We start from the raw sequence: 26,086 nt of genomic DNA on the forward strand, positions 1-26,086 counted from the left end.
GCCTCAGCCCCAGTGCGGGGGACGCTGTTCCAGAAGCCAGGAATCCCGATCTTCCGGTGCGTCCCCCCACACGCGGGGATCATCTTCGGCCGCCTTCACCTTCGGGACCGCCCGTTCAGCGGAAGGCTTGCCGGCAGCCGCCGGAGGCGTCTCCCGGTTTGCCTTCTCGCTGACGGTTCCTCCGCTGGCGCGGCGGTGCGGCTTCCTCGGCGTCACGGCCGGTGCGCCTCCTGTGCAGGGCCTTCCGAACCGTTAGCCTGCGCGGGCTGGGCTGACTCCGCAGTCCTTGCCTTCGCCCGGGTGCTGCCGTGAGGAGCTGAGCGAAGGCTGCCGCGGCGCGCAAGTGAGCCGCTCACCGAGGTGCCCCCGGTTCGGGCGGACCTTCCGTCATTTTCACGGGGAGCGGGCAGGTTCAGATAGCGTCCCACCAGGTCGGCGCAGGCGGACGGGTCGCTGAAGACCTCTATGGTCCACAGCGGCATGTAGCGCCACCCCATCCGTTCCAGCAGCTGCGGCCGCAGCCGGCTGCGTTCACGCACACTCATAGTCCGGTAATGCTCCGTGCCGTCAGACTCAATGGCCATGGGCACGGTCGGTTCACCGTCAGCGTTGCTGCGGTCAACTGTGGCCACAATGTCGATGGTTCCCTGATAGTGGTCCCAGACTTTGGCGCCGCGGGCGCGCAGCCGCTCCACCAGATCTGCCACCAGGGCATCTTCATCCATGATTCCGCCGGCGCCGTCGGACCTGCGGGAAGCGGAATCCGCTGCCGCGCTGCTGCGCCGGGCGGTGTTTGCTGCGGATGAATCCAGTTCACGGCTGATGAGCTCGTAGAAATCCAGAGCACCGTAGCCCAACCGTGTTTTGTCCAGATCCTCAGGCCGGAAGCAGGTCAGAACGTGCATCCTGCTGCGTGCGCGGGTCATGGCGGTGAGGAACTTTCCGCGCCCGTGGGACGAGGAGAGAGGACCGAAAGTGTGCAGCGCGCGGCCGTGCGGGGTGCGGCCGAAACCAAGCGAGAAGATCACGCTGTCCCGAACCAGCCCCGCTGCCCGGTCCACCGGAACCACACGGAAGGATTCCTTGCCCGGGGTGAAGAAGTCCGAGGCCCACGGGAAGTTGGCCATTTGGACTCGGATTGCTTCGGCAACCCGTACGGCGTGCCGCGGGCTTGCCGTAACCACGGCGAGTGACTCGTGGGGGCGGCGGCGGATGTGCTCAAACACCAGGTCGACCACTCGGTTCACTTCGGCCGCGACGCTTTCCACGCCTTCATGCTCCGAACTGGGCATGCCGGTGCCGTCCGCAAGATATTCGACAACCAGCGAGCGTTCGTTGGAGGAAATGTCGGAGCCGCGCGGAACAGTGGTCAGCCGGCCGTCGTAAAAACTGCGGCTCAGCTGGTTCAGCAGCGCACGGTCCGTGCCGCGGTAGACAGTGGACAGGGTGCGGGTGGGAAGGATCTTGGTCAGGGCTTCAAAAACACTCACCATGTCCTGCTGCACCGCGGCTGCCGGTACGGGCTCCACGCCGATCGTGAACGGACGCGGGCCGCCAAGCTGTCCGTCGCCGAACGCCACCACTTGCGCGGCACGCGCCAGGGCGGGAACAGCGGCCTGCAGGGAGGTGGACTCGGCGTCGAGCACCAGGACTGCGTCAAAGGACCAGTTGCCGGGCAGGACCATCGGCAGGACCAGCGGGCTGGCGGTCCAGACCGGCAGCAGCGAAGAAACCAGTTCCGGGGACTGCGTGCACAGGTCCGCCAGCGTCAGCGGACCGTTCTTGATGGCGTCACGCAGGATCGTGGCATCGGATTCCGATGCCTTGACGCCGCGGCGCCAGCGGTCAGCCAGGGAAGACCGGACCCGTGAACTGCCGGAGGCAATATGGGCGTTGTCTGCCAGCCGGTATTCGGCTTCCAGACGGCGCAGGCTGTCGCCATCGGACATGGCGAGGTAGTCGTCGCCGCTGATCATGGCTTCAAGGGCAGACTGCCACCAGGCCAGTTCCAGCTCATAACCCACCTGGCGGGCCTCTACTTCACGGGCTTCAAGGTCGTCAAGCAGTTCGCCAAGGCCCTGGTCCCGCATTTCGTCCAGCAGCAGGGTGCGTTCGGGCAGCGTTTCCAGTGTTTCGCGGTCCCCGGCCAAGGCATCGAGCTGCTTCTCCAGCTCATCCAGGGGCAGCTCGGCGAGGTCCGGCTTGTTCGGGGTTCCCTCGAGGATACCGGTGAGGGTGTCCAGCTGGTCCTTGACGGTGATGTAGGACCGGTTGATGTCCGCCAGTCCGGTGGGCACTGACGGATGGCGCTGGGTAGTGGCGTACCGTGCCCATACCGCGCGCTGCTGCTGGACCTCAACGAGAGAGGAATGCAGGTCCGAAATGTGCACGCCGGGACGGATGTATTCCTTGGCCACGCGCCGGAGCCGGGAGCGGGTCATGGAACTCATGTCCACGGCGCGTTCGCGGCGCCAGGATGAAGAAGCGGTGGCGGAAATCAGGTCGCTCACCGGCCGGTCAAAGATATCCGGGGTGAACTTGTCCAGGCTTTCACGCACGGCGACCATCAGTTCAAGCTGCTCGCCCCACTGGGAAAAGGTTTCCCCCAGCCGGATCTGTGAATGCTCGGCAACAGCCAGCACCTGCGCCCGGAGCTCGGGAAGGTCCTTGGCCAGGCTCTGGGTCAGCTCGAAGGCTTCTTCGGTTTCCTTGCGGTTGAGCAGTTTGGCGCCGAACCAGGGGCTGCTGGTGGCTGCACGGCTGAAGCTTCCCAGCTCGGCGGCCCGGCGGAGCCGGCCGGTCAGCTCGGTGCGGTCAGTGATGCTGTCCAGCACACTCCGCTTCAGCCGGACAGGCGTGGCCGGCGCCGGGGACATGGAGGTGAGCTCCGCCAGGGACTGCATGGCCTGGTAGGGCGAGCAGCCCCAGCGGTCGCGGACGTTGTGAAGGGACTTCACATGGTCGCGCAGCTGATGCCGGTTGGAGACCAGGACCCGGTGCAGGCTCTCCAGCTCGGGAGCTGTGGACTTCTCGTTCCGGACAATGGCCCTCACCAGCTGGTCCTTGATCTGCTGCTCGGTCAAACCGGCGTTGAGCTGCAGGACCGCGGATCCCAGGTGGAGGGAATCAAGCTCGGAGACAAACTGGTTCAGTGTTCCCCGGCGTTCGGCAACCACAAGCACGGACTTGCCGGCGTTCATCAGCGCGGCAGCGGCGTTGAGGGCAGTCTGCGTCTGGCCCGTTCCGGGAGGCGATGAGACCACCATGGACTGGCCGTCCAGGATCAGGTCCAGGACGTCCTGCTGCTCGCTGTCAGCGTCCAGGATCAGCAGCTCATCCGCGGGAAGCCGGTCGTCAAGGGGCGGGAGTCCGGGGTCCGTCATTTCCGGGATGGAGGGATTCTTGCCGCGGGCAGCATCCATGAGCGCGCGCAGGATAGGGTGCGCCGGATCCAGGGCGCTGTCCTCGGCCAGATCCGAGAGGTCGGCGAAGGTGGACACCAGCAGCTGGTGTTCGATGTTGATGCCCCGGACACCCTCCGTGACGGCCCGCAGTTTCTCCAGCACGGGATGCGGATCGAGGCGTGCGGTGCCGTAGGCCAGGCGGGCCAGGGCTTCCGCATCGAGGTCCAGGTTCTGCTCGTACTGCAGGTGGCGGACAAATGCCGGGTTCAGGGCTGCCTTGTCCGTCAGCTGCAGCTCATAGTCATCCTGGGACGGGTGTACGGTCAGTGAAATCGGAGTCAGCAGCACCGGAGCGGTGAGCGACTCGGGGCGGACGGCGTCGTCCGCGGCGTAGCGCCAGGAGGCCGTACCTGCAGCCAGATAGCCGACGTCGATCCCCCGGTCCGTGCCGAGTTCGTAGATTTTTGCGCGCAGGAGGCGCCCGGCCTTCATGGCCGCTCCGTACTGCTCCGAGTCACGCAGCAGGGTGGACAGCCGCGTGCGGCGTCCTGCCAGCAGCTGGGCCAGCCCTGAGGGATGCGCGTGAGTCAGGTCGATGCTGTTGGACGCTGACGGGGTGAAGTGAAGCAACGTGTCCGATCCGGCATGCTGTCCCAGTTGTCCCAGCCACGGCAGCAGGAAGTCCGAGGCGTTGTCCCCGGGATTCTGCTCAGACACTGATGCCCTCTTTTCTGCACTTCCGCGCGACGATCTTGACCAAATTGGCATACCTTCCAAACTATCGCTTTTTGCCGGGTTTGCCCGACATAGCAACGCGGGGGACAGCCTGTTCGGCTGTCCCCCGCGGTCAATCTACTCCCACTCGATGGTTCCCGGCGGCTTGGACGTGACGTCCAGAACCACTCGGTTGATCCCGTCGACTTCATTGGTGATGCGGTTGGAGATGCGTGCCAGCAGGTCATACGGCAGGCGTGACCAGTCAGCGGTCATCGCGTCTTCGCTGGACACCGGACGCAGGACGATCGGATGGCCGTAGGTTCGGCCGTCACCCTGGACGCCCACGCTGCGGACATCTGCCAGCAGGACAACGGGCATCTGCCACACGTCATTGTCCAGGCCGGCTGCGGTGAGCTCGGCGCGGGCGATGGCGTCGGCGCGGCGCAGCAGATCCAGGCGTTCCTGGTTGACCTCGCCGATGATGCGGATACCCAGGCCGGGGCCGGGGAACGGCTGACGTCCGACGATTTCCGCCGGCAGGCCCAACTCGCGGCCCACGGCGCGGACCTCGTCCTTGAACAGGGCGCGCAGCGGTTCCACCAGCTCGAACTTCAGGTCTTCGGGCAGGCCGCCCACGTTGTGGTGGCTCTTGATGTTGGCTGCACCCTCGCCGCCGCCGGATTCGACGACGTCCGGGTACAGCGTGCCCTGGACCAGAAAGCGGATGGGTTCACCGGTTGCTTCTGCTTCGGCCATAATGGCGCGTTCAGCTTCTTCGAACGCGCGGATGAACTCACGGCCAATAATCTTGCGCTTGGTTTCGGGGTCCGTGACGCCGGCCAGGGCTTCCAGGAAGCGCTGCTGCTCATTGGCGACGTAGAGGTTGACACCGGTGGATGCCACGAAGTCGCGTTCCACCTGCTCGGCTTCGCCTTCGCGCAGCAGGCCGTGGTCCACGAAGACGCAGGTCAGCTGGTCGCCGACGGCGCGCTGTACCAGTGCTGCTGCCACGGCGGAGTCGACGCCGCCGGAGAGTCCGCAGATCACCCGGGCGCTGCCCACCTGCTCGCGGATCTTTTCGACCTGCTCTTCGACAATGTTGCCCGTGGTCCAGCTGCGGTCCAGTCCTGCGCCCTTGAAGAGGAAGTTCTCCAGGACGGACTGGCCGTGCACGGAGTGCTTGACCTCGGGGTGCCACTGGACGCCGTAGAGGCGCTTCTCTTCGTTTGCAATTGCGGCAACCGGAGCGCCGGCGGTGGTGGCCAGGACGTCGAATCCGGGAGGGGCTTCCTGGACGCTGTCACCGTGGCTCATCCAGGTGTTCTGGTGCTCGGGGGTGCCTTCGAGGATGGAGCGGGCGCCGCCCACCACTGTGGCGTCGGTCGAACCGTACTCGCGCAGGCCGGTCTCGGCGACTTTGCCGCCGAGGACGCTGGCCATGGCCTGGAAGCCGTAGCAGATCCCCAGGACGGGGACACCTGCGTCGAACAGGCCTTCGCTGACAGCAGGTGCACCTTCCGCGTACACGCTGGAGGGGCCGCCGGAAAGAATGATGGCTGCCGGGTTCTTGGCCATGATCTGTTCCGTGGTCCAGGTGTGGGGCACCACCTCGGAATAGACATCTGCATCGCGTACCCGGCGGGCAATGAGCTGTGCGTACTGGGCGCCGAAGTCCACAACTAGGACAGGGCGCTCTTCTATGGGAGGGGTCGCGGAATTAGTCACCCTACAAGGATAGTCTCCGGAGCTTGCAAGCCGCACATCCGCCGGCAGGCTGTGGCGCGCAGCACTCCCGGTTTTTCAGTAGCGCTTAGCGGCTTCGGGGTGTGCAGCCAGCTCGGCGAGGACCTGCTTGTGCGTCCGGGCTTCCACAATGAAGGACAGGAAGGGGACGACACCGCCCAGGGCAATCAGGATGAACTTGGAGAAGGGCCAGCGCATCAGCTGCCACAGGCGGAAGTCGGACAGCAGGTACACCACGTACAGCCAGCCGTGCGCAATCAGGACGCCGGTGAACAGGTTCAGCGGGCCTACGGTGATTTCTTCGATTTTGAGGCCGTACTTGAGGATCATCTCCACGCACAGCAGCAGCAGGAACACACCCGTGACGTAGGAGAACACCTTGTAAAACGTCAGGGCAGAACGGATCTGCGCGTGGGTGCCGCCGAAACGGCGCTTCTTCCGGCGCGGTTTCCGGGCTGCTGCAGTTGTGGGATCACTCACTTTTGTACCTCACTGGTTGGGGCCGGACGCACGGGCGCGGGGCCCTCGTCGTCGTCTTCGTCGTCGTCTTCGTAGTACTCGTCGTCGTCCTCGAGGGAGCTCCGGTAGGCATCCGCGACGAGGCGCCACCACAGGAAAACAGCGAACCCGGCAAAGACAAACCACTCGACGGCATAAAAAATGTTCATCCAGTTTACCGAGGTTTCCTGGGGCTGGGCCGCCACGTCCACGGTGCGCATGCTGCCGGTCGGGACAGCCTCGCCGCCAACGGTGATCTCGTTCGCGGACACAAAGCCGGCATAGCCCGGGGTGTCCCAGACATTGATCAGTTCGGCGCTGGCGAGGCTGGGCAGGATGCCGTCCTCGTCCGGAGCCTGCGGAACGGGGCCTTCCGGCGGGAGGAGGCGTCCGACGACGGCGGCGGCACCGGAGGGGGCCGGCTCAACATCGTCCGGATCGGCAACCCAGCCGCGGACCACCGGCATGACGGCGTCCTGGGGCGCTCCGTCGACGGCGAAAGCCGTCACCACCCAGTAGCCGGTCTCACCGTCGTACAGCCGCTCGCTGATCAGCACCGTGTCTTCGTCGTTGAAGGATCCGTTCATGGACACCACCTGGTCAGCTGCACTGCCCATCATTTCCACCCCGGGGGTGAAGACGTCGGTCAGGGGCCGGACTTCCTCGGTGGTGGAGGCTGCGGGAGGCGGCTCGCTCTCGGCGGTTGAAAACTGCCACTGGCTCAGAAGGACAAATACCGCGGACAGCGCGAGGGCAAAGAGCAGCGCGAGGATCCAGCGGGGTTGCAGGGCAGTTTTCAGCACGCTTTAACCGTACGTCGTAACCGTGCGGAAAACCCAATGCCGGCGCCTTGGCCTCCGCAGCCCTCAGTGGTCAAAGAAGACCAGTGAGGAGTTAATCAGTTCGGCAATGACTTCGGGATCATTGGCCCGGCGGAGGGAATCCCGAAAGGCCGGGCGGAACAAAGACCGCGCCAGGGTGGCCAGGACTTCCAGATGTTCAGAGAACGCACCCGCGGGCGTTGCTATGAGCAGTATCACGGTGGCCGGGCCGTCGGACGCGCCAAAATCGATGCTGTGCCCGTAGCGGGTGATCCCCACGGCAATCGAGGTCTGCAGCACATGTTCACTGCGTGCATGCGGCACGCCGATTCCGCCGGGCAGCCCGGTGGCCATCTGGTGTTCCCGGGCGTTTACCTGTTTGAGGAAGGCGTCCAGATCATCAATCCGCCCCTGCTCATACATCTTTTGGGCAAGCTGCGCGGCGGCGTCCGTGCGGTCGGCCGCCTCCATCTCCAGGATCACCATTTCAGGCACCGTCAGCACTGCGTCCCTTTCCTGCAGGGAGAGCTCGGGTTCCACCTCAGCTGAGCGGCGCAATATCGTGGGCCTTCAACCGGGCGGCGTCCGCCGAGATGTCGTCCGGCTGTTCCTGGCTGAGCCGTTCGGCTTCCACCCGTGCCTCGTAGTGGGCCACTTCCTGCTGCACCCGCTCGGGCCCCCAGTTCAGGACCGGAGCCATTAGCTCCGCCGCGACGGGAGCCGCGGACACTCCGCGGTCCCAGGACTCAATGGAGATGCGGGTGCGGCGGGCCAGCACGTCTTCCACATGGCGGGCCCCCTCGGAGGTGGTGGCATACACGACTTCGGCGCGCAGGTAGTCGTCGGCTCCCGGCAGGGGCTCCCCCAGTTCAGGGTTCTGGCGGATCAGTTCCAGGACCTCGGTGGCCAGGGAACCGTAGCGGTTCAGCAGGTGCTCCACCCGTGCCACGTGCACCCCGTAGTGCTCTGCGGTGCGGTGCCGGCGGTTCCAGGCGGCCTTGTAGCCCACCGCACCCAGCAGCGGGATGGTGGAGGTGCAGCTTTCGGGCACCTTCTCGTCCAGGGCGCGGGCCGCCTCGTCCACGGCGTCCTTGGCCATCACGCGGTAGGTGGTCCATTTGCCGCCGGCCACCACCACCAGTCCCGGCACCGGATGCGCCACCACGTGTTCCCGGGACAGTTTGGCCGTGGAATCATTTTCGCCGGCGAGCAGCGGCCGCAGCCCGGCGTACACGCCCTCAACGTCTTCGCGCGTCAGCGGGGTTTTGAGGACCCGGTTCACGTGCTCGAGGATGTAGTCGATGTCCGCTGAGGTGGCCGCGGGATGCGCCTTGTCCAGGTTCCAGTCCGTGTCCGTGGTGCCCACAATCCAGTGCCTGCCCCAGGGAATGACAAAGAGGACGGACTTTTCCGTGCGCAGGATCATGCCGACGGTGGACTGGATCCGGTCCCGCGGCACCACCAGGTGCACGCCCTTGGAGGCCCGGACCTTCAGCTGCCCGCGGTCGGTGACCATGGCCTGCGTTTCATCGGTCCATACCCCGGTGGCGTTGACCACCTGGCGGGCGAAGATGTCGAATTCCCGTCCGGACTCGGAGTCCTTGACCCGGGCGCCCACCACGCGTTCGCCTTCGCGCAGGAAATCCACCACGGAGAGCCGGTTGGCCACGGTGGCGCCGTAGTGCGCCGCGGTCCGGACCATGTTCGCCACGTACCGGGCGTCATCCACCTGGGCATCGTAGTAGCGGATGGAGCCGATCATGGCGTCATCCTTGAGGCTGGGGGCGGCCCGGAGCGTGGATTTCTTGCTGAGGTGCTTGTGCATGGGCACCCCGCGGGAGTTGCCCGAGGTCAGTCCCATGGTGTCGTACAGCATGATGCCCGCACCCACATAGGGCCGCTCATAGAAGCGGTGCGTCAGGGGGTACAGGAACGGTACGGGCTTGACCAGGTGCGGAGCGATCCGCTGGATCAGGAGCCCGCGTTCCTTGAGTGCCTCCGCCACCAGCGCGAAGTCCAGCATCTCCAGGTACCGCAGTCCGCCGTGGATGAGCTTGGAGGAGCGCGACGACGTGCCCGAGGCCCAGTCCCGGGCCTCCACCATGCCCACCTTGAGCCCGCGGGTCACCGCGTCCAGGGCTGCTCCGGCGCCCACCACGCCGCCGCCCACAATCAGGATGTCCAGTTCCTGGCCTGGTTCTGCAGTGGACCGCAGCGCGGCCAGGGCGTCTTCCCGATATTCCGGGCTGAGTGCATCTTTGCTCATGGAACAGATTCCTCTCTGGGACCCGCCGGCGCTGCGTCCGCTGCAGCCACTCTAGGGAACTACATGCTGGATAGGTAGGGCGCGACAAGCACCTCGATGCGCTGGAACGCTTTCACGTCCGAGTAGCCGGTGGTGGCCATGGCACGCCGCAGTGCGCCCATGAGGTTGGACGTGCCGTTGGTGTGGTGCGAAGGCCCCCAGAGGACTTCCTGCAGCGGGCCAACCGTGTCCAGCCGGACCCGGTCCCCGCGGGGAAGTTCGCTGTGGTGTGCTTCCTGGCCCCAGTGCCATCCCTGGCCGGGAGCTTCCTCGGCGCGGGCCAGCGCGGAGCCGAGCATGACGGCGTCGGCGCCCATGGCGATGGCCTTGACGATGTCGCCGCTGGTGCCCATGCCGCCGTCGGCGATCACGTGGACGTACCGGCCGCCGGATTCATCCATGTAATCGCGCCGTGCCTCGGCGATATCGGCGATGGCGGTGGCCATGGGTGCGTGGATGCCCAGCGCGCGGCGGGTGGTGGTGGTTGCTCCCCCGCCGAAGCCGACGAGGACGCCTGCTGCGCCGGTGCGCATCAGGTGCAGGGCCGGGGTGTAGCCCGCGGCGCCGCCCACGATGACGGGAACGTCCAGTTCGTAGATGAACTGCTTGAGGTTCAGCGGTTCAACGGTCTTGGAGACGTGCTCGGCGGAGACGGTGGTGCCTCGGATGACAAAGATGTCCACGCCGGCGGCCAATACGGTCTTGTAGAACTCCTGGGTGCGCTGCGGGGTCAGGGACCCGGCAACGGTCACGCCGGCGTCGCGCACTTCGGCGAGCCGGGAGGTGATCAGTTCCGCCTGGATGGGTGCGTCATAGATTTCCTGCAGCCGGCGGGTGGCTGCGGGGTTGTAGTTCTCCTGGCTCAGGACGGCGATTTCATCCAGCAGGGGCTGCGGATCCTCGTAGCGGGTCCACAGGCCCTCCAGGTTCAGCACGCCCAGTCCGCCCAGCTTGCCCATGGCAATTGCCGTAGCCGGGGACATCACCGAGTCCATGGGAGCACCCATGACCGGCATCTCAAACTGGTAGGCGTCTATCTGCCAGTTGATTGAAACGTCCTGCGGGTCCCGCGTGCGCCGGGACGGCACAATTGCCACATCATCGAGGGAGTAGGCTCGGCGCCCACGCTTGCCACGGCCAATTTCAATCTCATTACTCACACCCCTAGGTTATCCCAGGCACGCGCCCGGAGCTTAAAACAGCAGCAGCCGCGTCCTTCCCGGTGCGGGACGGGACGCGGCTGCTGCTGTTTTGCCGGTCTTGGCGGCTTAGCGGCGGGTGCCGTAATTCGGTGCCTCGGCAGTCATCATGATGTCGTGCGGGTGCGATTCCTTCAGGCCTGCCGGAGTGATCCGGACAAATTTGCCCTTCTGCTTCAGTTCCTCGATGGTGCGTGCACCGGTGTAGAACATGGTCTGACGCAGGCCGCCCACGAGCTGGTGGGCCACGGCGGACAGCGGTCCGCGGTAGGGAACCTGGCCTTCGATGCCTTCGGGGATCAGCTTCTCATCCGAGGGAACGTCCGCCTGGAAGTAGCGGTCCTTCGAGTAGGAGGTGTTCTTGCCGCGGCTCTGCATGGCGCCGAGGGAACCCATGCCCCGGTAGGACTTGAACTGCTTGCCGTTGACGAAGACGAGGTCACCCGGGCTTTCAGCCGAACCGGCGAGCAGGCCGCCCAGCATGACGGTGTCGGCGCCGGCAACGATGGCCTTGCCGATGTCGCCCGAATACTGCAGGCCGCCGTCGGCGATCAGCGGCACTCCGGCCGGGATGGCCGCCTTGGAGGCCTCATAGATGGCGGTGATCTGGGGAACGCCCACACCGGCCACTACACGGGTGGTGCAGATGGAGCCGGGTCCGACGCCGACCTTGATGGCGTCAGCACCGGCGTCGATCAGGGCCTGCGCGCCCTCGCGGGTGGCCGCCTGTCCGCCGATGATGTCCACGTGCGCAACGGCGGGGTCCTTTTTCAGGCGGGCGATCATGTCCAGCACGCCTGCACTGTGGCCGTTGGCGGTGTCCACCACGAGGATGTCCACGCCGGCTTCAACCAGGGTCATTGCGCGCTCGTAGCCGTCACCGAAGAAGCCGATGGCGGCACCGACCCGGAGGCGGCCTTCCTCGTCCTTGGTGGCCAGCGGGTACTGCTCGGCCTTGTCGAAGTCCTTGACCGTGATGAGTCCCTGCAGGCGGCCGGCGTCGTCGACCAGCGGCAGCTTCTCGATGCGGTGCTTGCCCAGCAGCTCCATGGTCTCTTCGGCGCTGATGCCCACGCGCCCGGTAATCAGGGGCATGCGGGTCATGACTTCGTTGACCTTGCGGCGGGGGTAGTCTGCCCGCGGAATGAAGCGGGTGTCGCGGTTGGTCACAATGCCCAGGAGCTTGTTCTCTGCGTCTACGACCGGCAGGCCGGACACACGGAAATGCGCACACAGGTCATCGAGTTCCTGCAGGGTGGCGTCCGGGGAAATGGTGACCGGGTTGGTGATCATCCCGGATTCGCTGCGCTTGACGCGGTCCACATGCTCAGCCTGGTCCGGAATGGACAGGTTGCGGTGGATAACGCCGAGGCCGCCCTGGCGGGCCATGGCGATGGCCATGCGGGATTCCGTGACCGTGTCCATGGCAGCGGAAAGCAGCGGCGTGTGCACGGTGATCCGCTTGGACAGCCGTGAGGAGGTGTCCGCCTCGGACGGGATGACGTCCGTAGGGCCGGGCAGCAGCAGGACGTCGTCGTAGGTCAGGCCGATGAAGCCGAACGGGTCATGCTCTGGGGACTGCTGGCTCAAAACTGCGCCTCTTTCGCGAAGGACCGGAGGGATGGAGAAATGGAAGAAAAAGCCGGAGAACGGACCGGCGGGCTTCTTACCATCCTAAAACGAAAGACGGCCGGTCCCTATTCCAAATCCTTACTGGTGGCATCCATCACAGCGGTTCCGCCCCCTGCTGCGGAGGGGCAGATCCCCGGACACGCGAAAGCCCCGGTGCCGCACGGGTTTTCCGCGGGCACCGGGGCTAACAGGTCACCTAGTGCTGGTGGCCGTTGCTTTCGTCGTCGTCGTCGGCCGGCTTCTCCACCACAAGAGCTTCGGTGGTGAGGACCAGCGCGGCGATGGACGCAGCGTTGCGCAGGGCGGAACGGGTGACCTTGACCGGGTCAATGATGCCGGCCTCGATCAGGTTCTCGTACACGCCGGTGGCGGCGTTGAAGCCGTTGTTGACCTCGAGGTCGGTGACCTTGGCGACAACAACCATGCCTTCGGCACCGGCATTTTCGGCGATCCAGCGCAGCGGCTGTGCCAGGGCGCGGCGCACCAGGCCCACTGCAGTGGCGGCGTCGCCCTCAAGCTTGAGGACCTCGGGATCGGTGTCCAGGGCCTTGGCAGCGTGGACCAGCGCGGAACCGCCGCCGGCCACAATGCCCTCTTCCAGGGCAGCACGCGTCGAGGACACAGCGTCTTCGATGCGGTGCTTCTTTTCCTTCAGCTCAACCTCGGTGGCTGCGCCAACCTTGATCACGCCGATGCCGCCGGAAAGCTTGGCCAGGCGTTCCTGCAGCTTTTCGCGGTCCCAGTCGGAGTCCGTGCGTTCGATTTCGGCACGGATCTGGGCGACGCGGTCCGCGACGTCGGATTCCGAGCCGGTTCCGTCAACAATGGTGGTGCTGTCCTTGGTGACCGTGATGCGGCGGGCGGAGCCCAGCACCTCCAGGCCAACCTGGTCCAGCTTCAGGCCCAGGTCCGGGGAGACAACCTGCGCACCCGTGAGGGTGGCGATGTCCTGCATCATGGCCTTGCGGCGGTCACCGAAACCGGGGGCCTTGACGGCAACCACGTTCAGGGTGCCGCGGATCTTGTTGACCACCAGGGTCGACAGGGCTTCGCCTTCGATGTCTTCGGCGATGATGAACAGCGGCTTGGAGGCCTGCAGTGCCTTTTCCAGCAGCGGCAGGAACTCGGCCACGGAGGAAATCTTGCCGGAGTTGATCAGGATCAGCGCGTCTTCGAGGACGGCTTCCTGACGCTCCGGATCGGTCACGAAGTACGGGGACAGGTAACCCTTGTCGAACTGCATGCCCTCGGTGATGACCAGTTCGGTCTGGGTCGAGGAGGATTCCTCGATGGTGATGACGCCGTCCTTGCCGACGGTGTCAAAAGCCTTGGCCAGCAGCTCGCCGATCTCCATGCTCTGCGCGGAGATGGCAGCGACGTGCGCAACCTGGTTGCCTTCAACTTCCTTGGCGTTTTCCAGCAGGCGTGCGGCCACTGCTTCCACAGCAGTCTCCATGCCGCGCTTGAGCTGGCCCGGAGCTGCGCCTGCAGCAACGTTGCGCAGGCCTTCCTTGACCAGGGCCTGGGCCAGGACGGTGGCCGTGGTGGTGCCGTCGCCGGCAACATCGTTGGTCTTGGTGGCGACTTCCTTGGCCAGCTGTGCGCCGAGGTTCTCGTACGGATCGTCCAGCTCAACTTCACGGGCGATGGTCACGCCGTCGTTCGTGATGGTGGGAGCGCCCCAGGTCTTGGCGAGCACTACGTTGCGGCCGCGCGGGCCGAGGGTCACCTTGACGGTGTTGGCCAGCTTGTCGACGCCGGCCTCCAGCGAGCGGCGGGCGGAGTCGTTGAACTCCAATTGCTTTGCCATGTGTGTGTCCTTTCCGACAGCTACATCTGCACCTGCATCAGAAAACCCCGGCCAGATTGGCCGGGGCTTCCCTTTTTCAACTACTTAACGACGATGGCCAGCACGTCGCGGGCGGACAGCACCAGGTACTCCTGGCCGCCGTGCTTGACTTCAGTTCCGCCGTACTTGGAGTAGATGACAACGTCACCTTCGGAAACATCCACGGGAACGCGGTTGCCGTTGTCATCAACGCGGCCGGGGCCTACTGCAACAACTTCGCCCTCCTGGGGCTTTTCCTTTGCAGTGTCCGGGATGACGAGGCCGGAAGCAGTGGTCTGCTCGGCTTCGAGGGGGCGGACAACAATGCGATCCTCAAGGGGCTTAATCGAGACCGACACTCGGGCTCTCCTTTGCGTAGTTACTAACGGATGGGGACCGTCGGTGGGCGCTGGCCGTCGTCGCGGTGCCGGTTGGCGCTTCCCTCGGGAATTAGCACCCTCCCTAGGAGAGTGCTAGGTCCGACTTTATGCAAGGGCTGGCACTCGGTCAAGGCGAGTGCCAATTTTCGCGGCATTCAGTGCCGCGGGGAGAATATGCGTTACCTCATGAGATGCCAAAGTTGCTTAGGCTGTCCTAACAAGGTAGTTTTCAAAGGCGCGCAGAATTAGCAAATGTTTTTGTGTCCTAATGAAAATATCTGTCCTATTGGTGGGGTTCCCCACCGGGCCGGACGATCGACCCAAGCAGTTGGAGCCCTACCGTGAAAACTCCCACCAAGTCCCGCCTTGTTGCCGGGACCGTATTTGCTTCCCTTCTTGCGCTGAGCGCCTGCGGATCGGAAACCGAAGCCTCGGCGGATGCCTCGGCCGAGCCGTCCATGATCACCGTGGAGCACGCCCAGGGCAGCACCGAGGTTCCGGTCAATCCTGAAACCGTGTACACCTTTGACCTGGGTGCGCTGGACACCATGGATGCCCTCGACGTCGATGTCGACGGTGTCCCTGCCGCCACGTATCCCGAAAGCCTCTCCAAGTACGCCGGAGACGAGTACGCGAAGATCGGCAGCATGAAGGAGCCGGACTTCGAAGCCATCAGCGAAGGCGACCCGGACCTGATCATCATCTCCGGCCGTGTTGCGGGCTCCTATGAGGAACTCAGCAAGATTGCCCCCACCATCGACCTCAGCGTGGACGCTGCGGATTCCATCAATTCCTTCAAGGAAGCGGCAGGCACCCTGGGCCGCATCTTCGAGAAGGAAGACACGGTTGAGGAAAAGCTCGCCGCGATCGACAAGCGCATCGAGGAAACCAAACCCGTTGCAGCGGAGGCCGGCACCGGCCTGATCGTCATGACCAGCGGCGGTGAAATGACCGCCTACGGCGCCGGTTCCCGTTTCGGCATCATCCACGACGTCCTCGGTGTAACACCGGTGGCCGACATCAAGCACGAGGGCTCCCACGGCGAGTCCATCACCGCGGAATTCATTGCCAGCCAGAATCCCGACCACCTGTTTGTGATTGACCGCGACGTCGCCGTGGGCCAGAGCGGCGAGGCCGCTTCCGCCGTGATGAGCAATGAGCTCGTGGACGGCACCAAGGCCGCGAAGAACGGCAACATCACGATGCTGGATGCCTCCAGCTGGTACCTCGTCGGATACGGGCTGAACAACGTGGACAGCATGGTTTCCACCGTTCAGGACGCCGTCTCCTAACCCTCTCTCACCGTTTGGGTTCCGGCGCCGGCGCCGGAACCCAAACGAGACCGGACAGAATTATGAGCGCCGCCGCCGTGCCCGCCCCCAGCCAGGTTCCTCCCCCGGCACCGATTCCACCCTCCGCCGCCGCGGCCCCCCGACGACGGCGGCTTCCGCGTACCGCTGCAAGCCTTGCCCTGGGTGCCGCTGCGGTCCTGGTGCTGGCCGTGGCCAGCATGTTCGTGGGGGTCAGCGACGTCTCCCTGTCCTCGCTGCTGTCCGGCGACCCGGTTGCCTGGCAGGTGTTCTGGGTCAGCCGGGTTCCCCGCACCCTCAGCGTCATCCTTGCGGGCACGGCGCTGAGCGTCGCCGGGCTGATCATGCAGCTGATGGCCCGCAACAAGTTCGTGGAACCGGGCACGGTGGGCACCGTGGAATCGGCGTCGCTGGGTATTTTGGTGGTCACCGTCCTGCTGCCCGGCGCGTCCCTGATGATGAAAATGTCCACGGCCACGGTGTTTGCCATGGCCGGGACCGCCTTGTTCCTGCTCATCCTGCGCCGCCTTCCGCTGCGCAACACCCTCCTTGTTCCCCTGGTGGGCATCATGCTCGGCGGCGTCATTTCCGCTGTCACCACTTTTTTCGCCTACCGCACGGATCTGCTGCAAACCCTGAACAGCTGGATGGTCGGGGACTTCTCCGGTGTCCTGCGCGGCCGCTATGAGCTGCTGTGGATCGTTGGAATCCTCACCGTCATCGGTTACCTGGCGGCGGACCGCTTCACGGTTGCCGGCATGGGCGCGGATTTCACCACCAATCTGGGCCTGAACTACAACCGGGTGATGGCCCTGGGCCTGGTCATCGTGTCCCTGATCAGCGCCGTCGTCGTTGTCAGCGTGGGCTCCATTCCGTTCCTGGGCCTGATAGTTCCCAATCTGGTGTCCCTGCTGATCGGTGACAATGTCCGGCGGGCCGTGCCCTGGGTGGCGGTCTTCGGCGCCGGGTTTGTGCTCGCCTGCGACATCATCGGGCGCACCATCCGCTACCCGTATGAAATTCCGGTGGGCGTGATCGTTTCCGCCATCGGCAGCGTCCTGTTCCTGTACCTGCTCCTGCGAAAGCGTGCCTCCCGTGGCTGAATCCGGCACCAAATCCGGCACTGAAGCCCCCACCAGCCCGCTTCCCACCGCCCTTGTCTCGCACCGCCGGCACCCGGTGCGGTCCCTGCCGCCCAAGTTCTGGATCATCACGCTCGGAATTGCCGCCGCCGCCCTCGTGGCCCTCTTCATGACCATCGAGCTGCGCGGCAACCTCGGATACATCCTTCCCCGCCGCGCCGTCAAGGTTGCCTCCATGATCCTGGTGGCCTATGCCGTGGGCGTGTCCACCGTGCTCTTCCAGACGGTGACCTGCAACCGCATCCTGACGCCGTCGATCATGGGCTTTGACGCCCTTTATGTGCTGCTGCAGACCGTTCTGGTCTTTGTCCTCGGCGGGCAGTTTGTCCTCACCATGTCCGAACCGCTGCGCTTTGTCATCGAAATCGTGCTGATGGTGGGTTTCTCATTCCTGCTCTACCGCTGGCTGTTTACCGGCGGCGGCAGGTCCCTGCACCTCATGCTGCTGGTGGGCATCATTTTCGGCACCATGTTCCGCGGCTTTTCCTCCCTGCTGCAGCGGCTGATCGACCCCAGCGAATTCATCATCCTGCAGGATCTGTTCTTTGCGTCCTTCAACAACGTGGACAGCGCGCTGCTGGGGTACTCCGCCGCCGCCGTGGTGCTGGTCAGCATCCCGGCCTGGCGGATGCGCCGGTCCTTCGATGTGCTGGCACTGGGCCGGGACACCGCCGTCAACCTTGGCGTGAACCATACCCGCGCTGTTACCGCCACGTTGGTGATCTGCTCCGTGCTGGTGGCAGTCTCCACCGCCCTGGTGGGTCCGGTGACGTTCTTCGGCCTGCTCGTTGCCTCGCTTGCCTACCAGCTGTGCTCCCACTTCCGCCATACGGCGGTGCTTCCCATCGCCGTCCTGCTCGGGATCATTGCCCTGGTGGGCGGACAGCTGGTTCTGGAGCGGATCTTCGCATTCGACACCGCGCTGAGCATCGTCATTGAGTTCGTGGGCGGCATTGTCTTCCTTATCCTGCTGCTGAGAGGCAACGTCAAATGATCTCCGTAACCGGCGTCTCCAAGTCCTACAACGGCCAGATGGTGGTCGACTCCGTCAGCTGCGAGATCAAGGAAGGCGGCATCACCTCCATCATCGGGCCCAACGGCGCCGGAAAATCCACCCTGCTGTCCATGGTTTCCCGGCTGCTGCGGATGGACAGCGGGACCGTGGAAGTGGATGGCTTGGATGTCACGGCAACCCCGGGCAAGGATCTGGCCCGCAAAATGGCCATCCTCCGCCAGGACAACACACTGACGGTCCGCCTCACCGTGCGGGACCTGGTGGGCTTTGGCCGCTACCCGCACAACGGCGGACGGCCCACCGCCGCCGACAAGGCGTTTATCGACGAGGCCATGGCCTACCTGGACCTCACGGCATTGGCGGACCGGTTTGTGGATGAGCTCTCCGGCGGCCAGCGCCAGCGGGCCTTCATTGCCATGGTGCTGGCCCAGGGCACCGATTACCTGCTGCTCGACGAGCCGCTGAACAACCTGGATATGAAGCACTCGGTGGAAATGATGCGCCTGCTGCGCCGGCTCACGGACGACTTCGGGAAAACCGTGGTCCTGGTCATCCACGACATCAACTTTGCCTCCTGCTACTCCGACGACATCATTGCCATGCGCGAGGGCCGGCTGATCCACCAGGGACCCCCGGCGCAGATCATGCAGCCGGCGGTGCTGCGCGACATTTACGACATCGATATCAGGATTGAAGAAATCGACGGCAACCGGATCGGCGTTTACTTCGCCTAGTCCGTTGACCCCGCCCCGCCCAAAGTGGGCTCCGTCTGACGGAGTATCGGGCTCCACCGTTGCGGCGCGCCGCGGGCGCCTTTTAGCGTGGGGATCCGGCCAAAGGGCCGGGCACACCGAGGAAGGCCGTCCATGGAGCCCAAGCTGCGCGTCGTCATCCAGCTCGACATCGATCTGAGCCAGATACGGCTGGTGGTGCGGGGCAGGGTCACGGAACAGAACAGCAGGGTCCTGTATGTGCTGGCCCGCCGCGCCAATGCCACGCTCCCCGGGTTGAACGTGGTGCTGGACCTCCATCAGGCCACGAGTACCCCCGAGGCCCTCTCGGAGCTGCGCCGTACGTCCGAAACCGGGGCGCTGCCCCTTTTGGGCGGGCGAGGGAGCGCAGCTCTTGCGCCGCGGCAGCTGAGCATCCTGGCCCCGGCAGCCTAGCTCCGCCCGGCGTGGCAGCCGGGCCGCCCAGCAAATCCCCCGTAAATGAAGCTGAGCAGGCAGCTGGAGAAGGCGGGCAGCACCCTTCCAGCCTGCCGGTCCTCAGGGCTGGTCGCCGCCCGCTGAAGTCTCCCGCACCCGGGCCAGGCGCGCCACGGCCTCGGTCAGTACCTCCGGTGAGCAGGCAAAGTTCAGCCGGGCAAAGCCCGCCCCCAGCCGGCCGAACTTCAGGCCCGGTTCCAGGGCCACCCGTCCCTGTCCCAATGCCACTGCGGCGGGGTCCGCACCCCAGCCGAGGCCGCGGAAGTCCAGCCAGGCCAGGTAGCCGGCCGACGGCGGACGGTAGGTAACTTCGGGCAGCTCGGCTGCCAGCAGCTCGCCCAGCAGCCGCCGGTTGTCCGTCAGGGAGGCGAGGACGCCCGCGAGCCACGGTCCGCCGTCGTCGTACGCGGCCACCGCGGCGTGCAGTCCCAGGATGGAGGTCCGTGCGGACACCTCCGCCGGCATGGAATCCAGCTGCAGGCGGGTGCGGGCGCTGGAGGCAACCATCACCGCGCACTTGGTTCCGGCGATGTTCCAACCCTTGCTGGCGGCCGTGACGCAGATGCCGAATTCGCGGGCATTGTCCGAGACCGAAAGGTAGGGGGTAAACGTGTTGGGCGCGTAGGTCAGCGGTGCGTGGATCTCATCGCTGATCACGGCAACCCCGTACTTGGCGGACAGGTCCGCGAGCGCGTGCAGGGTTTCCGCGGAGTGCACCATGCCCAGCGGGTTGTGCGGATTGCACAGCAGCAGGGCATCGGCACCGCGGGCAAAGGCCCGTTCCACTGCCGGCAGGTCCAGCTGCCAGCCCCTGCCGGTGAGCAGCAGGGGAACCTCAACCACTGACGCCTCCGCTTCAAGCGGCAGTTCGTAGAACGGCGGGTAGACCGGCGGGGTAATGACCACCGAGCCGTCCACGGGCACGGTTTGGCGCAGGCATTCCACAATGGCCACGCTGACATCGGTGGTGGTCCGCACGTCCCCGGGGTCCGGATTCCAGTCCCAGGTCCGTCCGGCGTACCGGGTAAAGGCTGCGGCAACGGGATCGGGTCCGGCAACGTAGCCCGTGTCCGAGGCAAGGACCCGGCCGATGATCGCCTGCTGCACGGGTTCGGCCAGCGGATAGTCCATTTCCGCCACGAACAGCGGGAGGACGTCAGCCGGATAGGTCTGCCATTTGTAACTGGTGCGCGCACGCAGCACGGACAGCGGTTCGGCGGCAATCTTCGTCATGCCGCCCAACCTACAGCTAACGTGCGCGGCGGCAGAACTACTACGCTGGTAAGCATGCCCGATACCTCCCTTGCCCATGTTCTGACCTCCGAAGGCTGGGAGCTGCTGAACTCCCTGGGCCCGTATCTGGAGTCCGAGTCCTTCAAGCTGAACACTGACCTGCGCAAGGCCGGCCACTCCCCCGACGTCGTCGCCGCCGTCCTCACCCAGGCGAAGCTGCGGATGAAGGCGCGGACCAAATTCGGGCCGTTTGCTGAGCACATGCTGTTCACGGCACCGGGGCTGGAGCAGGCCACCCGCCTGAACGTCGCGGCCCTGCACGCCCAGCGCTATGTCCAGGCCGGGCTGGAGAAGGTTGCGGACCTGGGCTGCGGCATCGGTGCCGACTCCCTGGCCCTGGCCACCCTGGACCGGAAGGTCACAGCCGTGGAGCTGGACGAGATCACCGCCGCTGCCGCAACCATCAACCTCATGCCCTGGCCCAACGCGTCGGTGGTGCAGGGCGCGGCCGAGGACTTTGACCTGAGCGGGTTCGACGGCGTCTGGCTGGATCCTGCCCGCCGCACCACCTCCACCTCGGGCACCACCCGTATTTTTGATCCCGAGGCCTTCTCCCCGCCCCTGTCCTTCGTGGAAGCGCTGGCCGGCCGCGGCCTGCCGGTGGGCGTGAAGATGGGCCCCGGCATCCCGCACGAGGCGCTGCCGGAAAACTGCGAGGTGCAGTGGGTATCCGTGGACGGCGACGTCACCGAGGCCACACTGTGGTTCAACGCCCTGCGCCGTGAAGGTGTCCGCCGGGCGGCCCTGGTGATCGGGCCCAACGGTGCGGCCGAGCTGACCTCGCCCCTGGACTATGCCCCCGGTGAGGAGGATGTTTCAGTCGGCCCCGTGGATGCCTACCTGTATGAGCCCGACGGCGCGGTCATCCGTGCGGGCCTGGTCGCCGACATCGCGCGTTCCCTCGGCGGGCATCTGCTGGATCCGCACATCGCCTACATCGGGGCTCCCGAACTGCTGGAAACCCCCTTTGCCCGTGCCTACAAGGTGCTGGAAGTCCGGCCCTACAACGTCAAGGCGCTCAAGGCCTGGGTCAAGGCCAACGGAATCGGTGTCCTTGACATCAAAAAGCGCGGCATGTCCGTCACGCCCGAAGAAGTGCGCAAGCAGCTGCTGACCGGCTCCGGCAAAGGCCGCAACAAGGCAACCCTGATCCTGACCCGTCTGGGGGAAGACCGGGTGGCGGTTGTGGTGGAGCCGGTACCCGCGCCTGCCCCGGCCTAGGCGCGGGAGAACTCGCTGGCAGCCCGGACCTGTTCCGGGGTCGGGCGCACCCCGGTGTACAGCACAAACTGTTCTTCCGCCTGGATTGCGATCACTTCGGCACCGGTGATCACGGCTTTGCCGGCGGCCCGGGCTGCCGTGATCAGCGGCGTCTCTGCGGGCAGCGCGACGACGTCGAACACCGTGCGCGCGGCAGCCAGCGTGGTCTCGGAGAAGGCCTGGACATTTTCGTGTTCTCCGGCCATACCCAGCGGCGTCACGTTGATGATCAGGTCCGCGGTGCTTTCACCGCTCTCCGGCCGCCAGTTGAAGTCATAGAGATCAGCGAGCGCCCGGCCGCTCGCCTCGTTGCGGGCCGCGATGGTGACGTCCGAGAATCCCGCATCCCGCAGTGCCGCCGCCACAGCCTTGGCCATGCCGCCCGATCCCTGGAGCAGCACCGACCAGGAGACCGGGACATGGTGGTCACGGAGCAGCCGGGCGATGGCGAGGTAATCGGTGTTGTAGGCGGTGAGGACGCCGTCGTCGTTCACTATGGTGTTTACCGACCTGATTGCCTGCGCCGAGGGATCCATCCGGTCCACCAGCGCCATGACGTCTTCCTTGTACGGCATGGAGACCGCACAGCCGCGGATCGGCAGGCCGCGGACGCCCGCGATGGCCTGGGCAAGGTCCGCGGGGGCAAACGCCTTATAGACATAATTCAGGTCCAGCAGGTCATACAGGTAGTTGTGGAAGCGCGTTCCGATGTTTGACGGCCTCGCCGCGAGGGAAATGCACAGCGTCATGTCTTTGTTCAGGATGGGCATGCTCCCATTATGTCCGGGCACTCGCGCGAAGGGGCAGGGCTTCGGCGAGGGGGCGGGCTTCGGGGAGTGGACGGCATCCCGGTTTCCCGCCGCTAGGATTGATTGAGGTTCTCACGCGCTTTGATGCGGGACCGAGTTCCTCCAACGGTTACGTATACAGCAGGAGACAGTTTGCACATCGGTTTCGCCCAGTCGGCACAGTCAACCCTCGGCGTTGAATGGGAGCTGGCACTTGTTGACCGGAAAACCGGCGAGCTGATGTCAGTAGCCGATGAGGTCCTGCGCGGTGTCAGCGCCGCCCACCCGGACATTAACGAAGGCGACGAGCATCCGCACATTAAACAGGAGCTGCTCGAAAACACCGTTGAGCTGGTGACAGGCATCTGCACCACCGTTGCGGACGCCAAGGCGGACCTGACCCGCTCCCTGGAAGTGCTGCGCCGGGTCACCGACCCCATGGGCGTTGAGCTGTTCTGCTCCGGTTCCCATCCGTTCAGTGCGCCGCGCTCGCAGCCGGTCACGGACAAGGAACGCTACGCCAAGCTGATTGACCGCACGCAGTGGTGGGGCCAGCAGATGCTCATCTACGGAGTGCACGTCCACGTGGGCCTGGACAGCCGGGACAAGGTGCTGCCGGTCCTGGACGGGCTGGTGAATTACTTCCCGCATTTCCAGGCCCTGTCCGCTTCCTCCCCGTTCTGGTCCGGCGAGGACACCGGTTACGCCTCCCAGCGTGCCCTGATGTTCCAGCAGCTGCCCACAGCGGGCCTGCCCTTCCAGTTTGGCTCCTGGGCGGAGTACGAGTCCTATGTGCAGGACATGTTCACCACCGGGGTCATCGACTCCATCAGTGAAATCCGCTGGGACATCCGCCCGGTTCCGGGCCTGGGCACCATCGAAATGCGCATCTGCGACGGCATGGCCACCATTGAAGACGTCGGCGCCCTGGCAGCCCTGACCCAGTGCCTGGTGGACGAGTTCTCCACCATCCTGGAAAACGGCGGAACCATTCCCACCATGCCGCCCTGGCATGTTCAGGAAAACAAGTGGCGCGCCGCCCGTTACGGACTGGACGCCATCATCATCCTCGATGCTGCCGGCAACGAAAAGCTCGTGACGGACCATCTCCTGGAGGACGTCCTCCCCCGGCTGGCTCCCGTAGCTGAGAAGCTCGGCTGCTCTGCCGAACTGGCGGACGTAGCCGCAATCATTGAGCGCGGCGCCGGCTACCAGCGCCAGCGGAGGATCGCGGCAGAGAACGACGGCGATTTGCGCGCCGTCGTTCAGGACGGAATCCGGCAGCTGCGCGGCGAGGCCTAACCAGGGCCCGGGCCGGCTAGCCCCGGCGGCCCAGCCGGGCCAGGATGCGGGTCTGCCGGTCCGCATCCTCCGGAGCGGCCAGCGGGCCCCGGCAGATTCCCTCCGCGTACAGCTGGTCGCCAAACCCCGCCATGGCGGTTTCCAGATCGTCCATCTCGGCGTCGGAGAACACCCGGTCAGCCCCGGTTCCCGCGAGGACATCCCAGCCGTGCACCAGCATGTCAAAGCCGTAGAAATCGTTCAGGGTCCTGCCCACCGTGGTCTCTCCGGACCAGCCCTCAAACCGGTGTCCGGCAACATCGGGGTCCGAGAGAAGATCAGCCACGTCCTGCCGGTGGGTGCGCCACGCGGCCGCGGGATCACCGGTCTCCGGCGGCGGCCCGAGCCGTATTCCGTGGCCGGTGAAAAACTCGCGCTGGGTATCGATGAGGTGCAGCACCACATCCTCCCGGCTCCAGCCCGAGCAGGCCGACTCGGCCGCCCACTGCTCAGCAGTGAGCTCCCCGACCGACTCGGTCAGGGGAGCACTGGTTTCCAGAAACTTCGTCTTGGCGCCGGGCACCATCGCATCAGGCATGACGTTCCTTCGTTAGGCAGTTGCCACAGGTAACGCCAATATAGCTTCGGCCGCCGCCCCGCCGAAGAGGCGGCAGCAATATCCTTGCCCGGGTGCTGCGGGTTAGAGGTGGACGCTGGTGACCGGCATGGACGGATCCGGCGCAAACCCGATTCCGGACGGCTCGGCACCTGCCATCACCACCTGGGCTCCCAGCGCAGCCACCATGGCCCCGTTATCGGTGCACAGCGAGATGGGCGGCACCCGCAGGGAAATACCCTTGGCCTCGCACCGCTGCCGGGTCAGCTCGCGGAGCCGGGAGTTGGCCGCCACACCCCCGCCCAAGAGCAGGTTCGTGATCCCGTGTTCGGTGCAGGCCAGGACCGCCTTGGCCGTAATGACATCCACCACCGCTTCCTGGAAGGAAGCCGCGATATCCGCCACCGGCAGTTCCTCGCCGGCGGCTTCGTAGGCTTCCACGCAGCGGGCCACCGCAGTCTTCAGCCCGGAGAAGGACCAGTCATAGCGGTGCGGGCCGGGCTCCTCCGCGGAACCCATGTACTTGGCCTGGGTCAGGCCGCGCGGAAAGCGGATGGCCTTGGGATTTCCCTGCCGGGCCAGTTTGTCGATGGCCGGCCCTCCGGGATAACCCAGCCCGAGGATGCGGGCCACCTTGTCATAGGCTTCACCGGCGGCGTCATCGATGGTGGACCCGAGCAGCTGCACGTCACCGGTCAGCGACTTCACGCTGAGGATTTCGGTGTGGCCGCCGGACACCAGCAGCGCGCCGAGATTGTCCGGCAGTTCACCGCCGTCGAGCACGCCCACGCCCACGTGCGCCACCAGGTGGTTGATCGCGTACAGCGGCTTGCCGGTGGCAACGGCCAGCGCCTTGGCGGCGCACACGCCCACCATCAGCGCTCCGGCCAGCCCGGGTCCGGAGGTCACGGCAATGGCATCAATGTCCGCCAGCGTCACCCCCGCCTCGTCCAGGGCCTGCTGCAGCGTGGGCACAAAAGCATCCAGATGGGCGCGGGAGGCAATCTCAGGGATGACGCCGCCGAAACGGACGTGTTCATCCATGGAAGAGGACACCGTGTTGGTCAGCAGGGCACTGCCGCGGACAATACCGACGCCGGTTTCGTCACACGATGATTCGATGCCAAGCACCAGGGGCTCGGTGCGGTTCATTTCCCGTCCTTCATTGTTGCGCGCGGAGACCCGTTCCAGGCGGAAAGGGCCAGCCGCATAATCAGTGCGTCCGCGCCGTCGCGGTAGTAGCGCGGCCGGATGTGGATCTGTTCAAACCCGAACCAGCGGTAGAGCCGCTGCGCCCGGGGGTTGTCCGCCCGCACTTCCAGCAGCACGTCTTCGGCACCGCGGGACTTGGCTTCGTCAATGAGCGTGGCCAGAAGAGCTGAGCCGATTCCGGCTCCTTCGGCCTCCGGCGCCACGGCGATGGTCTGCACGTCGGCGATCGGCAGGACGCACATCAGCCCGGCATAGCCGATCACTGTGCCGGCGGCGTCGCAGGCCACGTAGTAGGAGCGCGTATCGGCCTGGTTGAGCTCGTCATAGAACATCTGCAGCGGCCAGGCGTCCACCGGGAACAGTGCCCGCTCCAGAGCGTCCACTGCTGCTATGTCGTCAAAGGTCATGGCCCGGATTGCGGTGCCGGCGGTTCC

General features: G+C 65.4%; 23 protein-coding genes. 7 read left to right on the plus strand and 16 right to left on the minus strand.

Annotated features, from left to right (window positions below):
• Positions 1 to 3: 3 nt before the first annotated feature.
• From AC4D2Q_RS01735 to groES, 11 genes are all read right to left on the minus strand, one after another.
• Entirely contained in the window at positions 4 to 216 is a 213-nt protein-coding gene (locus AC4D2Q_RS01735; RefSeq protein WP_490926494.1) for a hypothetical protein, read from the minus strand.
• Entirely contained in the window at positions 213 to 4,121 is a 3,909-nt protein-coding gene (locus AC4D2Q_RS01740) for an AAA family ATPase (protein WP_490944515.1), read from the minus strand. Before AC4D2Q_RS01740 ends, AC4D2Q_RS01735 begins: the two co-directional genes overlap by 4 nt.
• A 135-nt stretch (positions 4,122 to 4,256) precedes the next feature.
• A complete protein-coding gene (guaA, locus tag AC4D2Q_RS01745) occupies positions 4,257 to 5,846 on the minus strand; it encodes a glutamine-hydrolyzing GMP synthase (protein ID WP_490926492.1) in 1,590 nt (529 codons plus the stop codon).
• Positions 5,847 to 5,921: 75 nt separating this feature from the next.
• The gene (locus AC4D2Q_RS01750; protein ID WP_400931272.1) at positions 5,922 to 6,344 is read right to left on the minus strand and encodes a DUF3817 domain-containing protein; all 423 of its coding nucleotides are present in this window, start codon (positions 6,342 to 6,344) and stop codon (positions 5,922 to 5,924) included.
• Entirely contained in the window at positions 6,341 to 7,165 is an 825-nt protein-coding gene (locus tag AC4D2Q_RS01755) for an SURF1 family protein (RefSeq protein WP_490926490.1), read from the minus strand. Before AC4D2Q_RS01755 ends, AC4D2Q_RS01750 begins: the two co-directional genes overlap by 4 nt.
• Positions 7,166 to 7,228: 63 nt before the next feature.
• A complete protein-coding gene (locus AC4D2Q_RS01760; RefSeq protein ID WP_490945691.1) occupies positions 7,229 to 7,669 on the minus strand; it encodes a PTS sugar transporter subunit IIA in 441 nt (146 codons plus the stop codon).
• A gap of 55 nt (positions 7,670 to 7,724) precedes the next feature.
• A complete protein-coding gene (locus tag AC4D2Q_RS01765; protein ID WP_490944517.1) occupies positions 7,725 to 9,449 on the minus strand; it encodes a glycerol-3-phosphate dehydrogenase/oxidase in 1,725 nt (574 codons plus the stop codon).
• Positions 9,450 to 9,508: 59 nt separating this feature from the next.
• Positions 9,509 to 10,648, minus strand: coding sequence for a GuaB3 family IMP dehydrogenase-related protein (locus AC4D2Q_RS01770; protein ID WP_490926488.1), 1,140 nt, complete (start codon positions 10,646 to 10,648; stop codon positions 9,509 to 9,511).
• 108 nt (positions 10,649 to 10,756) lie between these two features.
• Positions 10,757 to 12,277: an IMP dehydrogenase gene (gene guaB / locus AC4D2Q_RS01775; RefSeq protein WP_490926487.1), complete on the minus strand. Its 1,521-nt coding sequence runs from the start codon at positions 12,275 to 12,277 to the stop codon at positions 10,757 to 10,759.
• 238 nt (positions 12,278 to 12,515) lie between these two features.
• Complete coding sequence (gene groL / locus AC4D2Q_RS01780) at positions 12,516 to 14,129, minus strand: chaperonin GroEL (RefSeq protein WP_490926486.1); 1,614 nt, start codon at positions 14,127 to 14,129, stop codon at positions 12,516 to 12,518.
• 80 nt (positions 14,130 to 14,209) lie between these two features.
• Entirely contained in the window at positions 14,210 to 14,506 is a 297-nt protein-coding gene (gene groES, locus AC4D2Q_RS01785) for a co-chaperone GroES (RefSeq protein ID WP_152219702.1), read from the minus strand.
• Positions 14,507 to 14,868: 362 nt separating this feature from the next.
• Between groES and AC4D2Q_RS01790 the strand changes: the two genes are divergently transcribed.
• The 5 genes from AC4D2Q_RS01790 (at position 14,869) to AC4D2Q_RS01810 (ending at position 19,160) form a co-directional block, all read left to right on the plus strand.
• A complete protein-coding gene (locus AC4D2Q_RS01790; RefSeq protein WP_490926485.1) occupies positions 14,869 to 15,819 on the plus strand; it encodes a siderophore ABC transporter substrate-binding protein in 951 nt (316 codons plus the stop codon).
• A 62-nt stretch (positions 15,820 to 15,881) separates the two neighbouring features.
• Complete coding sequence (locus AC4D2Q_RS01795) at positions 15,882 to 16,940, plus strand: ABC transporter permease (protein WP_490944519.1); 1,059 nt, start codon at positions 15,882 to 15,884, stop codon at positions 16,938 to 16,940.
• A complete protein-coding gene (locus tag AC4D2Q_RS01800) occupies positions 16,933 to 17,973 on the plus strand; it encodes an iron chelate uptake ABC transporter family permease subunit (protein WP_490944521.1) in 1,041 nt (346 codons plus the stop codon). The genes AC4D2Q_RS01795 and AC4D2Q_RS01800 overlap by 8 nt, the downstream gene beginning before the upstream one ends.
• On the plus strand, positions 17,970 to 18,728 hold the full coding sequence (locus tag AC4D2Q_RS01805) for an iron ABC transporter ATP-binding protein (RefSeq protein ID WP_490944523.1): 759 nt from the start codon (positions 17,970 to 17,972) through the stop codon (positions 18,726 to 18,728). Before AC4D2Q_RS01800 ends, AC4D2Q_RS01805 begins: the two co-directional genes overlap by 4 nt.
• 132 nt (positions 18,729 to 18,860) lie before the next feature.
• A complete protein-coding gene (locus AC4D2Q_RS01810) occupies positions 18,861 to 19,160 on the plus strand; it encodes a hypothetical protein (RefSeq protein WP_490944525.1) in 300 nt (99 codons plus the stop codon).
• 102 nt (positions 19,161 to 19,262) lie between these two features.
• Here the strand turns inward: AC4D2Q_RS01810 and AC4D2Q_RS01815 are convergent, their stop codons facing one another.
• Entirely contained in the window at positions 19,263 to 20,435 is a 1,173-nt protein-coding gene (locus AC4D2Q_RS01815; protein WP_490944527.1) for a MalY/PatB family protein, read from the minus strand.
• Between the two features lie 54 nt (positions 20,436 to 20,489).
• On the opposite strand from AC4D2Q_RS01815, the gene AC4D2Q_RS01820 reads away from it, so the two are divergent.
• On the plus strand, positions 20,490 to 21,716 hold the full coding sequence (locus tag AC4D2Q_RS01820; protein ID WP_490944528.1) for a THUMP-like domain-containing protein: 1,227 nt from the start codon (positions 20,490 to 20,492) through the stop codon (positions 21,714 to 21,716).
• Here AC4D2Q_RS01820 and AC4D2Q_RS01825 read toward each other — a convergent pair.
• The gene (locus AC4D2Q_RS01825; protein WP_490944530.1) at positions 21,713 to 22,525 is read right to left on the minus strand and encodes a shikimate 5-dehydrogenase; all 813 of its coding nucleotides are present in this window, start codon (positions 22,523 to 22,525) and stop codon (positions 21,713 to 21,715) included. The two genes, AC4D2Q_RS01820 and AC4D2Q_RS01825, sit on opposite strands and share 4 nt — an antisense overlap.
• A gap of 171 nt (positions 22,526 to 22,696) precedes the next feature.
• Here AC4D2Q_RS01825 and AC4D2Q_RS01830 point away from each other — a divergent pair, with 171 nt between their 5' ends.
• On the plus strand, positions 22,697 to 23,845 hold the full coding sequence (locus tag AC4D2Q_RS01830) for a glutamate--cysteine ligase (protein ID WP_490944532.1): 1,149 nt from the start codon (positions 22,697 to 22,699) through the stop codon (positions 23,843 to 23,845).
• A gap of 16 nt (positions 23,846 to 23,861) precedes the next feature.
• Here the strand turns inward: AC4D2Q_RS01830 and AC4D2Q_RS01835 are convergent, their stop codons facing one another.
• The 3 genes from AC4D2Q_RS01835 to rimI all read right to left on the minus strand — a co-directional run bounded on the left by AC4D2Q_RS01835 (position 23,862) and on the right by rimI (position 26,059).
• The gene (locus AC4D2Q_RS01835) at positions 23,862 to 24,422 is read right to left on the minus strand and encodes a maleylpyruvate isomerase N-terminal domain-containing protein (RefSeq protein WP_490944534.1); all 561 of its coding nucleotides are present in this window, start codon (positions 24,420 to 24,422) and stop codon (positions 23,862 to 23,864) included.
• 102 nt (positions 24,423 to 24,524) lie between these two features.
• Complete coding sequence (tsaD, locus tag AC4D2Q_RS01840; protein WP_490926475.1) at positions 24,525 to 25,592, minus strand: tRNA (adenosine(37)-N6)-threonylcarbamoyltransferase complex transferase subunit TsaD; 1,068 nt, start codon at positions 25,590 to 25,592, stop codon at positions 24,525 to 24,527.
• Entirely contained in the window at positions 25,589 to 26,059 is a 471-nt protein-coding gene (rimI, locus tag AC4D2Q_RS01845) for a ribosomal protein S18-alanine N-acetyltransferase (RefSeq protein WP_490945692.1), read from the minus strand. The genes tsaD and rimI overlap by 4 nt, the downstream gene beginning before the upstream one ends.
• Positions 26,060 to 26,086: the final 27 nt, after the last annotated feature.

This window comes from Arthrobacter sp. TJ-178, assembly GCF_058269275.1.

Coding starts and splice junctions, on each gene's coding strand:
- AC4D2Q_RS01760 (WP_490945691.1), bottom strand. CDS start 7,669: ATGGTGATCCTGGAGATGGAGGCGGCCGACCGCACGGACGCCGCCGCG.
- AC4D2Q_RS01765 (WP_490944517.1), bottom strand. CDS start 9,449: ATGAGCAAAGATGCACTCAGCCCGGAATATCGGGAAGACGCCCTGGCC.
- groL (WP_490926486.1), bottom strand. CDS start 14,129: ATGGCAAAGCAATTGGAGTTCAACGACTCCGCCCGCCGCTCGCTGGAG.
- AC4D2Q_RS01795 (WP_490944519.1), top strand. CDS start 15,882: ATGAGCGCCGCCGCCGTGCCCGCCCCCAGCCAGGTTCCTCCCCCGGCA.
- AC4D2Q_RS01805 (WP_490944523.1), top strand. CDS start 17,970: ATGATCTCCGTAACCGGCGTCTCCAAGTCCTACAACGGCCAGATGGTG.
- AC4D2Q_RS01810 (WP_490944525.1), top strand. CDS start 18,861: ATGGAGCCCAAGCTGCGCGTCGTCATCCAGCTCGACATCGATCTGAGC.
- AC4D2Q_RS01815 (WP_490944527.1), bottom strand. CDS start 20,435: ATGACGAAGATTGCCGCCGAACCGCTGTCCGTGCTGCGTGCGCGCACC.
- AC4D2Q_RS01820 (WP_490944528.1), top strand. CDS start 20,490: ATGCCCGATACCTCCCTTGCCCATGTTCTGACCTCCGAAGGCTGGGAG.
- AC4D2Q_RS01825 (WP_490944530.1), bottom strand. CDS start 22,525: ATGCCCATCCTGAACAAAGACATGACGCTGTGCATTTCCCTCGCGGCG.
- AC4D2Q_RS01835 (WP_490944534.1), bottom strand. CDS start 24,422: ATGCCTGATGCGATGGTGCCCGGCGCCAAGACGAAGTTTCTGGAAACC.
- tsaD (WP_490926475.1), bottom strand. CDS start 25,592: ATGAACCGCACCGAGCCCCTGGTGCTTGGCATCGAATCATCGTGTGAC.
- rimI (WP_490945692.1), bottom strand. CDS start 26,059: ATGACCTTTGACGACATAGCAGCAGTGGACGCTCTGGAGCGGGCACTG.